This is a genomic window from Streptomyces cinnabarinus (assembly GCF_027270315.1).
Classification (GTDB): domain Bacteria; phylum Actinomycetota; class Actinomycetes; order Streptomycetales; family Streptomycetaceae; genus Streptomyces; species Streptomyces cinnabarinus.
This window is the reverse complement of record NZ_CP114413.1, coordinates 2156930-2171056: the sequence shown is the minus strand read 5'-3', so window position 1 is coordinate 2171056 and position 14127 is coordinate 2156930. Positions and strand designations below refer to the sequence as shown.

Annotated in this window: 12 protein-coding genes; 4 read left to right on the top strand and 8 right to left on the bottom strand. The window is 72.4% G+C overall.

The features are described 5' to 3' along the window. Positions 1-185: 185 nt before the first annotated feature. From STRCI_RS09770 to STRCI_RS09750, 5 genes are all read right to left on the bottom strand, one after another. The gene (locus tag STRCI_RS09770; RefSeq protein WP_269658476.1) at positions 186-941 is read right to left on the bottom strand and encodes an SDR family oxidoreductase; all 756 of its coding nucleotides are present in this window, start codon (positions 939-941) and stop codon (positions 186-188) included. Positions 942-946: 5 nt separating this feature from the next. Beyond that, positions 947-2731 (bottom strand): glycoside hydrolase family 15 protein, encoded by a 1785-nt coding sequence (locus STRCI_RS09765; RefSeq protein WP_269658475.1) that lies wholly within the window; start codon positions 2729-2731, stop codon positions 947-949. Positions 2732-2805: 74 nt separating this feature from the next. Continuing rightward, positions 2806-3600: an SURF1 family cytochrome oxidase biogenesis protein gene (locus STRCI_RS09760; RefSeq protein WP_269658474.1), complete on the bottom strand. Its 795-nt coding sequence runs from the start codon at positions 3598-3600 to the stop codon at positions 2806-2808. A gap of 49 nt (positions 3601-3649) precedes the next feature. Continuing rightward, positions 3650-3883, bottom strand: a complete 234-nt coding sequence (locus STRCI_RS09755; RefSeq protein ID WP_269658473.1) for a hypothetical protein — start codon at positions 3881-3883, stop codon at positions 3650-3652. 75 nt (positions 3884-3958) lie between these two features. Further along, positions 3959-4942, bottom strand: a complete 984-nt coding sequence (locus tag STRCI_RS09750) for a DEDDh family exonuclease (RefSeq protein WP_269658472.1) — start codon at positions 4940-4942, stop codon at positions 3959-3961. Positions 4943-5102: 160 nt separating this feature from the next. Here STRCI_RS09750 and STRCI_RS09745 point away from each other — a divergent pair, with 160 nt between their 5' ends. Then, entirely contained in the window at positions 5103-5813 is a 711-nt protein-coding gene (locus tag STRCI_RS09745) for a VIT1/CCC1 transporter family protein (protein WP_269658471.1), read from the top strand. Between the two features lie 2 nt (positions 5814-5815). On the opposite strand, the gene STRCI_RS09740 is transcribed toward STRCI_RS09745, so the two are convergent. Further along, entirely contained in the window at positions 5816-8881 is a 3066-nt protein-coding gene (locus tag STRCI_RS09740) for an NACHT domain-containing protein (protein WP_269658470.1), read from the bottom strand. A gap of 153 nt (positions 8882-9034) precedes the next feature. On the opposite strand from STRCI_RS09740, the gene STRCI_RS09735 reads away from it, so the two are divergent. From STRCI_RS09735 to STRCI_RS09725, 3 genes are read left to right on the top strand one after another with little or no spacing between them, the layout of a single operon-like run. Next, a complete protein-coding gene (locus STRCI_RS09735) occupies positions 9035-9895 on the top strand; it encodes a sterol desaturase family protein (protein WP_269658469.1) in 861 nt (286 codons plus the stop codon). Then, complete coding sequence (locus tag STRCI_RS09730) at positions 9892-10557, top strand: lysoplasmalogenase (RefSeq protein ID WP_269658468.1); 666 nt, start codon at positions 9892-9894, stop codon at positions 10555-10557. Before STRCI_RS09735 ends, STRCI_RS09730 begins: the two co-directional genes overlap by 4 nt. A gap of 36 nt (positions 10558-10593) precedes the next feature. Next, on the top strand, positions 10594-11637 hold the full coding sequence (locus tag STRCI_RS09725; protein WP_269658467.1) for a zinc-dependent alcohol dehydrogenase family protein: 1044 nt from the start codon (positions 10594-10596) through the stop codon (positions 11635-11637). Positions 11638-11656: 19 nt separating this feature from the next. Here the strand turns inward: STRCI_RS09725 and STRCI_RS09720 are convergent, their stop codons facing one another. After that, the gene (locus STRCI_RS09720; protein ID WP_269658466.1) at positions 11657-12658 is read right to left on the bottom strand and encodes a CopD family protein; all 1002 of its coding nucleotides are present in this window, start codon (positions 12656-12658) and stop codon (positions 11657-11659) included. Positions 12659-12758: 100 nt separating this feature from the next. Continuing rightward, positions 12759-14072 carry a CoA transferase gene (locus tag STRCI_RS09715; protein ID WP_269658465.1) on the bottom strand — a complete coding sequence of 438 codons (1314 nt, stop codon included), beginning with the start codon at positions 14070-14072 and terminating at the stop codon, positions 12759-12761. Positions 14073-14127: the final 55 nt, after the last annotated feature.

Here is a 14127-nt window from a genome sequence, read left to right as displayed (position 1 = left end):
CGACGCACGCGGTCGGCACCACGGACGGTCCTCGGGTACGTCACATCAACCAGGCCCTGCCACCGGAATGCGTGGGCCCGTCTCGTCGCCGCCCGGCGGGCGGGCGCCACCGAGCGGCAATTGCGGGCCGTCCTGGCGGAGGGGCTGGGGAAGAGTGACCCGCCAGGTCGAACGCCGAGCTCGGATCAGAACCCGTGCCGGAACCCGCCGTCCACCGGGACCATGATTCCGGTGAGGTAGGAGGCCGCCGGGGACAGCAGGAACGCTCCGGCGCGGCCGAACTCCTCCGGCGCCCCGTACCGGCGCAGCGGGATCCGCGACTCGGCGGCCGCGCGGGTGGCCTCCGGGTCCGCGGACAGGCCGTCCAGCTCGCGCACCCGGTCCGTGTCGATGCGCCCCGGCAGCAGTCCCACGACCCGGATCCCGCGCGGCCCCAGCTCGTCCGCGAGGGATTTGGCGAACCCGGCGAGCCCGGGCCGCAGCCCGTTGGAGATCGTCAGCCCCGGAATCGGCTCGTGCACGGACCCGGACAGCACGAACCCGATGACCCCGCCCGCCTCCAGTTCCGCCGCGGCCGCCCGCGCCAGGCGCACCGCGCCCAGGAACACCGACTCGAACGCCGACTGCCACTGCTCGTCGGTGTTGTCCGCGACGAAGCCCGGCGCCGGACCGCCCACGCTCACCAGCACACCGTCGAAGCCGCCGAAGTGCTCCCGCGCGGCGGCGATCAGCCGCGCGGGCGTCTCCGGGTCGGCGTTGCCCGCGGCCACCCCGACCGCGTTCGGGCCGAGCGCGGCGGCGGCCTCGGCGACCGTTTTCTCGTCCCGCCCCGAGATGATCACTTTGGCGCCGTCGGCGACCAGTTCACGCGCGGTGGCGTTGCCGAGCCCGCGGGTGGCACCCGTGACGACGAACACCCGGTCCTTCAGTCCAAGATCCATGGCCCCTATCCTGCATCGTCCGGCCCGAACAGGGCGAGGGCGGTGTTCACCAGGCCGATATGGCTGAACGCCTGCGGGAAGTTGCCGAGCTGACGGCCCGCGGCGGCGTCGTACTCCTCGGCGAGCAGCCCCACGTCGTTGCCGAGCCCGACGAGCCGTTCGAACAGCTCCCGGGCCTCCTCGGTGCGGCCCGTCAGGTGCAGGGCGTCCACGAGCCAGAACGAGCAGACCAGGAAGGTGCCCTCGCCGCCGGGCAGCCCGTCGACGTCCGTCTTCTCGGCGCTGTAGCGGCGCAGAAAGCCGTCATGGCTCAGTTCGTCGCGGACCGCGTCGACGGTGCCGATCACGCGGGGGTCGTCCGGCGGCAGGAACCCCACGCGCGGGATGAGCAGCAACGAGGCGTCCAGCTCGCGCGATCCGTAGTACTGGGTGAAGGTGTTCCGCGCGGGGTCGTAGCCCCGCTCGCACACCTCCTGGTGCACCTCGTCGCGCATCGCGCGCCAGGCGTCCACGTCGCCGTCCAGATCCGGTTGGCTCTCCACGGTGCGCACCGCGCGGTCCGCGGCCACCCACACCATCACCTTGGAGTGCACGAACTGCTTGCGGCCCCCGCGCACCTCCCACAGCCCCTCGTCGGGCTGGCGCCACGCCGTGCACAGGAAGTCCATCAGGGCGACCTGGAGCGCCCACATGGGCGGCTCGGAGGGCAGGCCCGAACTGCGGGCCAGCGACAGCGAGTCCATGACCTCGCCGTAGACGTCCAACTGGAGCTGGTTCACCGCGTCGTTGCCGATCCGGACGGGGCCGCTGGTGGCGAAGCCGGGCAGCCACGGCAGCTCCGTCTCGGGCAGCCGACGCTCGCCCGCCAGGCCGTACATGATCTGGAGGTCCGCGGGGTCGCCCGCGACCGCGCGCAGCAGCCAGTTCCGCCAGGCCTCGGCCTCCTCCTGGTATCCGGCGGCCAGCAGCGCGCCGAGGGTGAGGGTCGAGTCGCGCAGCCAGCAGTAGCGGTAGTCCCAGTTGCGCACGCCGCCCAGCTCCTCGGGGAGCGAGGTGGTGGGGGCGGCGACGATGCCGCCGGTCGGGGAGTAGGTGAGCGCCTTCAGGGTGATCAGAGAGCGGACCACGGCGTCCCGGTGCGGGCCGTCGTAGCGGCAGCGGGCCGCCCACGCCTGCCAGTCGGCGACGCTGGCGCGCAGCGACTTGTGGGGGTGGACGAGCGGCGGGCGGGGCTCGTGCGAGGGGTGCCAGGTCAGGACGAACGCCACCGACTCGCCCTCGGCGACGGTGAACTCCGAGTATGTGCACCGGTCCTCGCCCCAGGTGCGCACCGCCGGCTCGCTGCGCAGCCACACCGAGTCCGGCCCGGCCACCGCAACCCGGTGCCCGCGGGAGCGGCGCAGCCACGGAGTGATCGAGCCGTAGTCGAAGCGCAGCCGGAGCATGCTGCGGACGGTCACCTCGCCGCGCAGGCCCTCGACGATCCGGACGACATCCGGGGCGCGGTCCCGCTGCGGCATCAGATCGGTGACCCGGACCGCCCCGTCCTCGGTCTCCCACTCGGTGTCCAGGACAAGGGTGTCCGGGCGGTAGGCGCGCCGGGCGCACCGGTCGCCGCCGACGGGGGCGATCCGCCAGCTGCCGTTGTCCTCGTCGCCGAGCAGCCGGGCGAAACAGGCGGCCGAGTCGAACCGGGGCAGGCACAGCCAGTCGATGGAGCCGTCGCGTCCGACCAGAGCGGCGGTCTGCTCGTCGCCGATGAGCGCGTAGTCCTCGATACGGGGGTGCACGGGGTGCGGGTTCCCGGGCGGACGGCAGGGCAATCCGGCCGCGGAGGCAATCCGGCCGTACGGCTCACACGGCCTTACACAGCCGCGGGCTCGGCCTCGTCGGCGGAGTCCGTGGCCGCCTGCTCGCGCCGGTCGCGTACCTCGCGGCGGACCAGGATCACCCAGCCGACCGGGACGCCGACCGCGAACAGCCACCACTGGATGGCGTACGCGTAGTTCAGCGCGGCGTTCTCGTCGCCCGGACTGCCGAGCTGCTCCGGGGTGTCGCCCTTCGGCTCGGGCCCGGTCTGCGCGACGTAGCCGCCGAGCACCTCGGCGCCGAGGCGCGCGGCCTCGTGCTCGCTGTTGATCAGCATGATCTGCCGTTCGGGCAGGCCCTTGAGGTTCTTGATGCCGCTCGCCTCGGTCGTCTCGTCCGGCATCAGCCGGCCGGTGACGGTGAGCTCACCGCGGGGCGGGGCCGGGACCTTCGGGAACGCGGTCTGGCTGGTGCGGTCGCCGGGGATCCAGCCCCGGTTGACCAGCAGCACCTTGCCGTCGTTCAGCACGAACGGGGTCAGGACGTGATAGCCGACCTCGTCGTCGGCGTTGGTGCGGCGGCGGACGACGACTTCGTCGTCGGTGTCGAAGTGCCCCTCGGCGGTGACGGTGCGGTACCGCTCCTCGGTGGTGATCGTGCGCCCGGGGGCGGTGAGCTCCTCCACGGGGACCGGCTTCGCGGACAGCGCGTCGGAGACCAGCTGATTGCGGGCGGCGCGCTCGTCGTGGCGGTGCATCTGCCAGATGCCCAGCCTGATCATCGTGGGGATGAGCAGCAGGGCGACCAGCGTGAGGATCACCCACTGCCGGGTCAACAGGAAGCGGTACACCCCACGACCGTACAACTCGGTCGTGGGGTGGATTCACGCGGGTACCGGGTCACACCTTGTCGATGATTCCCACCTTTCCCTCCGCGCGGGCGCAGTGGCCACCGCAGTACCAGTGGCCGTCGACCTCCACGCCCTGCCCGATGATCTGGACGCGGCAGTGCTCACAGATGGGGGCCATGCGGTGGATCGCACAGGAGAAGCAGTCGAAGACATGCACGGCGCCCTGCGCGTGCACCTCGAAGGACATCCCATAGTCATTTCCGCAAACTTCGCATCTCGCCATGCGCCACAGGGTGGGCCGTCGGTGCGGCGCGGGCGAGCGGGCGCCGGGCGAGTCGCCTGCCAATCACCCATACGGTCACTGCTCGGACGCGGGTTCCACATCCCCGAGGAGCTGTCCGAACGCCGCCTCGTCGACGACCGGGGTGCCGTACTGCCGGGCCTTGACCACCTTGGAGGTGCCCGAGTCCGGGTCGTTGGTGACGAGCAGGCTGGTCAGCCGGGAAATGCTGGTCGCGACATGCAGTCCGGCCTCGATCGCCCGGTCCTCCAGGAGGTCGCGCTCGACGGAGGTGTCACCGGAGAAGGCGATCCGCATGCCCTGCTTGAGCCTTTTGTCCTCTTCGTAACGACCCGGGTTGGGATACGGGCATGCGGGCCTTTTGCGGGACGGGCGCCAAGTGGTCGGCCGGTAGGCGCCGTACGCCGACGGCTGCCGCGGCACGGCCCGGTCCGTCCACTCCGTCAGTGGCAGGCACTCGTGCAGGGGCAGTCGTACGCCGCCCTCGGCCGCGGCCTTGAGGCTCGGCCGGAACGCCTCCGCCAGCACCCGCGCGTCGTCGAGCGCGTGGTGCGCGCGCCGCTGGACGACCCCGAAGTGCGCGGCCAGCGACTCCAGCTTGTGGTTGGGCAGCGGCAGGCCCAGCTCCTTGGAGAGCGCGATGGTGCACAGCCGCTGCCGCACCGGCGCCTCGCACCGGGCACGCGCGTACTCGCGGGCGATCATCTGCCAGTCGAAGACGGCGTTGTGCGCGACGAGCACCCGGTCCGCCAGCCGCGCGGAGAACTCCTCGGCGATGTCCGGGAAGAGGGGCGCGCCCTCCAGCACCTCGCTCGTCAGACCGTGGATCCACACCGGCCCCGGATCGCGCTCCGGGTTGACCAGCGTGTACCAGTGGTCCTCGACCTCACCGCGCGCGTCCAGCCGGTAGACGGCCGCCGAGATTATCCGGTCGTCCCGGGCCAGTCCGGTGGTCTCCACGTCAACGACCGCGTATCCCTTCGGATACGCGGCCGGCCACGCTGTGCGGGAGGACGCTTCGGTCGTACGGTCTTCGAGCATGGTCACTGAGGATACGGGCCGGGACTGACAGTGCCGTCCCAAGGCCCCGGATCGCCGCCCCGTCAGGTACCCTCCCGCGCCCGTCCGTTCGAGTGTCGGTCCCGGGAACGGGCCAAGTCCCCTCCCGCGCGGGGGTGTCCGCAATGCCATCCTCCGGGGTGTGACGGAACCTGCGCATGACGAGGCCCACGGCGGCTCGCTCGGAGAACGGCTGAACTGGCTGCGGGCCGCGGTGCTCGGCGCGAACGACGGCATCGTGTCCACCGCCGGGCTGGTGGTCGGTGTCGCGGGCGCGACCGACGACCGCTCGGCCCTGCTGACGGCCGGTATGGCGGGGCTGCTGGCGGGCTCCCTGTCGATGGCGGCGGGCGAGTACGTGTCCGTCTCCACCCAGCGCGACTCGGAGAAGGCCGCGCTGGCCGCGGAGAAGCGGGAGCTGCGCGAACGCCCCGAGGAGGAGCTGGCGGAGCTCGCGGAACTCCTCCGGCGGCGCGGACTGTCGGGCGACGTGGCCCAGGAGGCGGCCGTGCAGCTCACCGAACGGGACGCCCTGCGCGCCCACGCGCGCGTGGAGCTCGGTATCGACCCCGACCGCCTGACGAACCCCTGGCACGCGGCCTGGGCGAGCTTCCTGGCCTTCACGGTGGGCGCGCTGCTCCCGCTCGTCGCCATCGTCCTGCCTCCGGCTTCCGCCCGGGTCCCGGTCACGGTCGCCTCGGTGCTCGCGGCCCTGGTCCTGACCGGGTGGAGCAGCGCGCGGCTGGGGGCGGCGGCGCCGGGGAGGGCGGTGGTGCGGAATGTGGTGGGTGGGGCGTTGGCTATGGGGATCACGTATGCGGTGGGGAATCTGTTGGGGGCGGCGGGGGTGTGAGGTCAGTCGATGGTCAGGCGGTCCGGAGGGAAGAGCTCGGTGCCGGTGACCCGGTCGCAGTCGTGGAGGATGACGTGGAGGCGGGGCGTCCGGGCCAGGGGGGTCAGGTCGATCGGGCCGCAGCGGGCGAGTTCGACGGCTTCCAGCGAGGGCAGCTCCGTGAGGGCTGCGATGTTGTCCACCTGCGGGCACGGACCGAGGTAGATCCTGGTCAGGGTCTGGTGGGGCAGCACGTCGGCGAGGTCGACGCGCGGGACGTCCAGGATTTGGAGGGTCTCCAGCGGGGCGAAGGTCCCGGCCGAGACGAGGGCCCGCCACTGGTGCTCCTCGTTGACGGTGAGCCATTCCAGGGACGTCAGGGCTTCGAGTCCGTCGAGGTTCGTGACGCAGCCCTGCCGGAAGAAGCCGACGCCGGTGAGCCGGGGAGCGAAGGCCCACGCGTCGAGCCTCGTCTCCACGGGCGCGAAGTCGACCGTCAGATGCCTGAGGTCGGGCAGGTCGGACAGGGGCGCCAGCGACAGCCGGTCGCCGGGCTCGTACAGGAAGAGCTTGGTCAGCGGGAGACCGGCGAGGGAACCCAGGTCCGTGAGGGACGCGCAGCGGTTCAGCGACAGCCTGCGCAGGTGCGGCAGCGCTCGCAGCGGTGACAGATCACTGACCAGGTCGTTGTCGGTGATCCCCAGGAACCTCAGGGGCGTGTGCGCGAGGACGGCGGGAGGGATCCCGTGGTCGCCGTACAGCTGGAGGTCGGTGAGCCGGGGCAGACGCGGCAGGAGAGCCAGCTTCTCGGCGGTGTCCATGGTGAGGATCTGTCCGGCCTTCACGGTGCCTTCGAGGATCGCCTCGAAGTATTCGATGGTGTCGAACGTCGGCCAGGCGAGGCTGAGTTCGGAGCGCACCAGCCGCCGCCGATCGGCACGGAACCGTCTGATGACCTCCAAGGCGGCGTCACCCCCGAGCAGGTGGGCCGTCCGGACCACCGCCGCCGCCTCCCATCTGGTCAGTCCGTCCGGCCCCGGCAGCAGCTCCAGCACCAACTCCCCGGCCTTGGCCAGAGCGTCCGCCTGCCTTTCGTTCCTCGGCGGCAACAACTCCTCTGTCCGCTCCTCCACCTCCCTCCGCACCCCAGGATCCAACTCCGGCGCATGCTCCAGACTCGCCGCCGCAAGCAACACCAACCGGTCCCGATACCTCCGCACCTTGTCGGCCCGCCGCAGCAACTGCCGTAACAGCCGCGTCCGTTCCTCCACACGCGCGTGGCCCATCGCCATGCGCACCACGTCGTCCCACTGGTCGTCGTGGGCGTTGCGGACGAGGACGCCGAAGTCGCGGGCCTCGACGGCGGCCTTGGCGCCCAGGTAGTCCTGGAAGGTGCGGTGGACGAAGTCCACGTATCCCGGCACCGGTTCGCGCAGCAGTCCGCTGCGGATCAGGAGGTGGGCGAAGACCTGTTCGGCGTCGCCCTGTTCGCGGACCTGGGGCATGGCCGTCAGCCACTCGTCGAGCATGGCGACCACGTCCTGCCGGTCCGCCTCGACCTGTTGGTTGCGGATCATCCAGTAGGCGAGCCGCTGGAGCAGGGCCGTCTGCTCGTCCCTCGACAGGGAGACCCCTTCCACGGGCGCGATCTCCCGCTCCGTGTCCCGCCGCACCAGCAGCATGTCCAGGGCCGCGTCGTACAACTCCTTCCGCGCGCGGGGGAGGTGCATGCGCCGGTCCCGGTGCAGGGCGCACAGCAGGGCGCACATGAGCGGGTTCGTCGCCAGGCGGCCCAGGTCGCGGCGGGTGGTCAAGGCCTCGCTCAGGCTTGCCTCGTAGCGGTGCAGTTCCGACTGTTCCGCCTCCGGTGCGCCCTCCAGGCGGGCCGCGTCGTGCCAGTGCCGGACGAACGCCCTGATGTCGTCCCGTTCCATCGGCAGCAGGGTCTGTGCCGTGAAGTCCTGCGGGGCCAGCCAGCCCTCCGGAACCGCGGCGGGGCGGGTCGTGATCACGTACCGGGCCTTGGGGAACGCCGCGAGCAGCGACCTGACCCATTTCTCCGTGCGCTCGCGCTGCCGTACCGGCACCTCGTCGACGCCGTCCACCAGCACCAACGCCCGTCCACTGGCGAGGAGTCCCTCCACCCAGCCGTCCGGGGCGCGCAACGGTACGCCCGCGGCGGGGAGGAAGTCCTCGGGCAGCGGCAGCGCGTCCGCCGTGCGGAAGGAGCGCAGGCGCAGCACGAACGGCACACACCGGTTCCAGTCGGCCAGTTGCGGACCGAAATTCTGCCGGGCGGCGTTCAGCGCCAGCCACTGGAGCAGCGTCGACTTGCCCGAGCCGGCCGGGCCGCGCAGCAGCAGCCGGTGGCCTGCCGTGGCGAGCGCCTGCTCGACCCGCATGGGCGTCGGCGGCTCCTGGGGCATGCCGTCGCGCTGCGGCTCATGGCGCCGGGCGCCGCTCACCGCGAGGCTCAGATACGCCGTGTCCAACGCCCATTCGGCCCGGCGTCGACCACCCAGGGTGAGCCCGAACAGCTCCAGGCGGGAGTGTGTGCCGGTGATGAACTCCGCGTACCGGCCCTCGAAGTCCGGTGTCTCCGCCTGCGGGCGGCTCCGGAGCAGTTCGCCGGAGCGCCGCGTCTGCTCCACCGCCGCCCGCGCGGGGAACGACGGCTGCGCGGTGAGCTGCTCGATCAGATGCTCGCAGCACAGCCCGAGCAGTTCCCCGTACAGCTCCCGGGCCCGTTCGGTCAGGTCGGTCACGGGCCGCCGCAGCTCCTGCGCCAGCCGCCCCGGATCCAGGTCCACCGCGAAGAGCCGGTCCGCGTCGAGGGTGCCCGCCGCAGCGAGGGTGTCCTGCACGGCTGCCACCGCCGCCAGACGCTCGTGCTCCGGCAGCGTGGCGTACGCCCCCGCGATCCGCTCGCCCAGCACGCGCGCGAGCCGGTCCGGACTCGCCGGTCTCGGCAGCGGCCGTAACGGGTCCGGCACCAGGCCCGCTCCCGGCCGGGGAGTGAGTGCGGACTTCGCGATCGTCTGGACCACCGTCGCGGCGAGCCGCACCAGTACAACCTCAAGACCCTGCATCCCCCGCCCCCTCCCTGCCCGCATCGTAGGTGCGGGCACCGACATCTCGGACGGCTCTTGGCGGAGATCACCAACAAGTAAGCGCGTACCGCTGGTAATACTTGTGAGTAACAACCCCTAGCCTTCGCCGACCAGCGGTTCTACGGTGCCCACATGCCGAACCTGCCCGATGTCGTGCTGTGGTCGATACCCGCCTTCGTGCTGCTCACCGTGGTCGAGATGATCAGCGTCCGTCTGCACCCCGACGAGGAGGCCGCGGGCTATGAGTCGAAGGACGCCGCGACCAGCCTCGGCATGGGGCTCGGCAGTCTGTTCTTCGACTTCCTGTGGAAGATCCCGATCGTCGCGATCTACACGGCGATCTACGAACTGACGCCCCTCCGGGTTCCTGTCCTGCTGTGGACGGTCCCCTTGATGCTGCTCGCCCAGGACTTCTTCTACTACTGGTCCCACCGCGGCCACCACGTCGTACGCGTCCTGTGGGCCTGCCATGTGGTGCACCACTCCAGCCGCAAGTTCAACCTCACCACCGCACTGCGCCAGCCCTGGACCTCGCTGACCGTCTGGCCGTTCTACGTCCCCCTCATCGCCTGCGGAGTGCACCCGGCCGCGCTCGCCTTCTGCTCCTCGGCGAACCTCGTGTACCAGTTCTGGATCCACACCGAGCGCATCGACAAGATGCCCCGGTGGTTCGAGTTCGTGTTCAACACGCCTTCCCACCATCGCGTCCACCACGCCTCCCAGGGCGGCTACCTCGACCGCAACTTCGGCGGCATCCTCATCGTCTGGGACCGGCTGTTCCGCTCCTTCGTCGCCGAGACCGAGCGCCCGGTGTTCGGGCTGACCAAGAACATCGACACGTACAACCCGGTCAAGGTCGCCACCCACGAGTACGTCTCCATCGCCAAGGACCTGAAGAAGGCCCGCACTTGGCGTGACCGGGCCGGGCACCTCTTCCGCGGGCCCGGCTGGCAGCCCGCCCCGGAACCCGCGCGGGAGAGTGTCTCCGCGTGACCCCCAAGCGCCTGCTGCTCCTCGCCTTCGGCCTGGCCGCCGCCGTTGACCTCGGCTCCCTCGCGGCCGGGTTCGACCCCGGGCACACCGTCGCCAAGCCGCTGCTGATGCCCCTGCTCGCCGGGTACGCCGCCCTGTCCGGGGCGCCCCGGCTGCTCATCGCTGCCCTGCTGTTCGGCTGGGGCGGAGACGTCCTGCTGCTGTCCGACGCCGAGCCGGCCTTCCTCGCCGGAATGGGCTCCTTCGCGGCCGGGCACATCTGCTACCTGCTGCTGTTCAAGGCGCGCGGGTCCCATCAGCCGTTCCTGCTCGCCGGGTACGGCGTCGCCCTGACGACCACTGTCGCCTCCCTCTGGCCGGACCTCCCCGCCGACCTGCGGGTCCCGGTCGCCGGGTACAGCCTGCTGCTCACCGCCATGGCCTATCGGGCCGGCAGCCGGTTCGGCCTGACCGCCGGGCTCGGCGGCGCGCTCTTCATGCTGTCCGACACCCTCATCGCGACCGGCGTCGCCGAGTGGCCCCAGCCGCCCCGCCCCGACCTGTGGATCATGCTCACGTATATCGCCGCGCAGTTCCTGCTCGCCACTGGCACACTCAGAGCCCTCGAAGCGCGCCCCTTCCCTGCCGCGACGTACGGTGAGGTGCGCTCGACCACCCCCTGAGCGCATCTCACCACCTCGCAGCAGAAGGACCCTGCCATGCGCGCGACCACCATCCACGCCCCGTACGACATGCGCGTGGCGGACGTACCCGACCCCGTCGTCCAGCTGCCCACCGACGCCGTGGTCCGGGTGCTGCGGGCCTGCATCTGCGGCAGCGACCTGTGGGCGTACCGCGGGGAGGCGGCCCGGCAGCCGGGGCAGCGGATCGGGCACGAGTTCCTCGGCGTCGTCGAGGAGACCGGCTCCGAGGTCTCCGGCATCCGCACCGGCGACCTGGTCGTCGCGCCCTTCATGTGGTCCGACGGCACCTGCGACTACTGCCGCGAGGGCCTGACCACCTCCTGCGAGCACGGCGGCTTCTGGGGCACGGTCGGCTACGACGGCGGCCAGGGCGAGGCCGTGCGGGTGCCCTTCGCCGACGGCACCCTCGTCCGGCTGCCGAAGGAGGCCGCCTCGGACGAGCGGCTGCTGACCGCGCTGCTGACCCTGTCCGATGTCATGGGCACCGGCCACCACGCCGCGCTCGCCGCGGGCGCCCGGCCGGGCGCCACGGTCGCCGTCGTCGGCGACGGAGCCGTCGGCCTGTGCGCGGTCCTCGCCGCCAAGCGGCTCGGCGCCGAACGCGTCATCGCGCTCGGCCGCCACCAGGTCCGCACCGACATCGCCCGCCGCTTCGGCGCCACCGACGTCGTCGCCGAGCGCGGCGAGGCCGCCGTAGAGGCCGTCCGCGAACTCACCCGCGGTCAGGGCGCGCACGCCGTCGTCGAGGCGGTCGGCACCGAGCAGTCCATGCGTACGGCGGTGAACATCACCCGCGACGGCGGCGGCATCGGCTTCGTCGGCGTGCCGCACGGCAGCGGCACGGGGCTCGACCTGGGCGTCATGTTCGACCGGAACATAGCCCTGCGGGGCGGGGTCGCGCCGGTCCGCGCGTACCTTCCCGAGCTGCTGCCGGATGTCCTGGACGGGACCATCGACCCCTCGCCGGTGTTCGACATGACGGTGGGCCTGGAGGGCGTTCCGGACGGCTACAAGGCGATGGACGAGCGCGTCGCCCTCAAGGTGATGGTCACCATCTGAATCGGCACGATCCGACGGGTCACCATCTGATCGGCACCGGCAGCGCCGTCAGCAGCCCCGACACCGCCACGACCACGCCCAGCGCGGCGACCTCCACGCGCGCGGGCGAGCAGGCCGTGAGCGGGTCGGCGGCCCGGCGCAGCCGGATCCGCGCCCACAGGGCGAGGGCGGCCACGGCGGCCACCAGCAGCACCTTGGCGAGCAGCACCCGCCCGTACGCCGTCGTCGTGAGCTGATCGAGGATCGTCCCCGACGGCATGCGCCGCAGTGAACTGCACACCCCGGTCGCCGTGATGGCGGCGAGCAGCACGGCCGCCACGCGCGCGTAGAGCCCCAGCAGGGCCGCGCCCGACGGGGTCCCGCCCCGCAGGCTCCGCAGCACGTGCAGCAGACCGCCCGCCCACAGCGCCGCGCAGGTGAGGTGCACCAGCGTCAGCCCGGAGCCGATCATCGGGGAGTGCTCGGTGGGCGGGTGGGCGCGCAGCGCCTCGGCCACGACCACCGCGGCCAGCGGCCAGAGCTGGGTGCCGGGCCGCCGGGACAGCGCGCACAGCCCGGCCGCGGCGAACGCGTTCACCTCCAGCAGCGCGAGCTTCCCGTCGCGGGTGGCGTACAGACCGCCGACGTCCAGGTCGGAGAGGCTGTCCGGCACCAGGTTGCCGGTCGACACGACCGAGGCCAGCCCGAGGGCGGCGAGGAAACCGGCGCCGGCCGCGTAGGGCGCCCAACTGCGGGGCGGGGCCGGGGGAGCGCCGGGTACGGAACGGGCCAGCCGGTTCACGAACAGCTCGCCCACCGGGACGCACAGCGCCGCGACCAGCACCGTCCGCAGCAGCGCGATGCCCCCGTCGCCGGGTGCGGCGGCCTCCCCGGTGCCGCGCAGCGCGGCGGACGGCCCGAGCAGCGGTATCAGCGCCCCGAGGGCCACCAGCACCAGTACGGCGACGGCCCGGCCGGTGCCGGCCCGGCGCAGGGGCTCGTTCGCGTCGGCCGCCTCCGGCGTGGGTCTTATCAAGGTCACCTCATGATCTTCACCAGTCGCCCCAGAACCGGGCAAGCGCAGGAAAACAACTGGCGGTACGGCAGTCCGCCCATGGGTACGCCTTCGGACGCCCCGCGGCTCAGACAGGATCCCACCGCGCGGGATCGTTTCCCCAGACCCCGGGCGGCCGGACCCAGTCCACCGGCCCGCCCGCGAAGGCCACCGGCGGCAGGGCGTACCGCAGCCGTCCCAGCGCGCTGTCCGTCTCGGCCAGCCAGGGTCCCGGCCCCTCGTACGCCGGTCCGCTCTCCGCACCCGCGTCGATCCCGTCCGTCAGCCACAGCGCCGTCCGCGCCAGCGCCAGCCGTACGACCCGGCTGTAGCCCTCCTGGAGCCGCTCGGTCAGCTCTCGCAGGACCGCCGCCGCCAGCAGGTACCCGGTGCCGTGGTCGAGGGCCTGGGCGGGCAGTGCCCCGGGCTGTTCCGGCGTCCCCGTCACCGCCGCGATCCCGGTGGCCGCCTGCACCAGGCTGTCGAAGCCGCGCCGCTCGCCCCACGGCCCGTACGCGCCCCATGCCGACAGCTGCGCCACGACCAGTCCGGGCCGCCGCTCCACCAGCGCCTCGGGCGAGAGACCGAACCGGTCCAGGGCGCCCGGCCGGTACCCGGTGACGACCACGTCGGCCGTCGCGAGCAGCTCCTCGAAGGCCCGCCGGTCCCGCGTCAGGTCCAAGGTCGCGGACCGCTTCCCGAACCCCGTGTCGGCGTGCTGGTCGGGGAGTTCGGGGCTACCCGGGGGATCGACGCGCAGGACGTCGGCGCCCAGCAGGGCGAGGGTGCGGGTGGCGACCGGGCCCGCGATGACCCGGGTCAGGTCCAGGACCCGTACCCCGGCGGCGGGCAACAGGGGAGCGGGCTGCAACGGCGGCAGCGCACGCGCGCGTGCCGTGTCCAGGCGCTCGCGCTCGACCAAGGGCCGCCGAGCCACCGCGACCGCCTGCGGATGGGCCGCCCACTCCTCGGGCGTGCGCACCGCCACGGCGAGTCCTCCGGCCGCGTACACGGCCTCCTCGACGTCCAGGGCCGACCGCTCGGCCAGCGCCCGTTCCACCCCGGCCTCGGGCACGCCCAGCGCGCTCAGCAACCGCTCGCGGTGGTGGGGATAGTTCGCGTGGGTCCGCACCCACCCGTCCGCCGTCCGCCAGAACCGCGACAGCGGGGCGAAGGTGACCGGAGCGCGTCCGTCGATCAACAGATGCCGTTCGCTCACGAACGCCGTGGCGACGGCACCGTCGTCCACCACGACCTCCGGCACCTCCCGCAACCCGGCCCGCACCGCCCCCAGTTCGGCGCCGGCCAGCGCGCACGCGCTCACACACGCGCGTGCCAACTCCCGCACGGGAAGGCGCCCCGGAAGAGCGCCCTCCCGCACCACCACCTTGATGTCGGTCATGACTGCACTATGCAGTATTGACCGAATCAAGATATGGAGAGGACTACATGGACGG